The following is a 295-nucleotide window of genomic DNA, read 5'->3' on the forward strand; positions in this document are numbered from 1 at the left end:
AGCGAGGGGTTGAGCGGGCGGCCGGCGAGTTCCTGGCCGCGGACCACGCCGACCGTGCGCAGGCCGAGCAGCCGTCCGGCGGCGGCGGTGGCCCGGAGGTGGTTGGAGTACGCGCCACCGAAGGTGACCACGGTCCGCCCGTCCGCCGCCGCGAGGTTGGGCGCCAGCTTGCGCCACTTGTTGCCCACCAGCTCCGGGTGGATCAGGTCGTCCCGCTTCAGCAGCAGCCGGACCCCGTGCCGCTCGAACCGCGCGTCGACGGCCTCCTGCAGGGGTGAGGGCAGGCGGGGGCGCA

General features: G+C 75.6%; 1 pseudogene. It reads right to left on the reverse strand.

Features of this window, described 5'->3' with window-relative positions:
• A pseudogene (locus G3I53_RS28200) lies at nt 1-295 on the reverse strand (1-aminocyclopropane-1-carboxylate deaminase); the annotation flags it as partial.

The sequence above is a fragment of the Streptomyces sp. SID14436 genome, from assembly GCF_010548465.1.
Classification (GTDB): Bacteria; Actinomycetota; Actinomycetes; order Streptomycetales; family Streptomycetaceae; genus Streptomyces.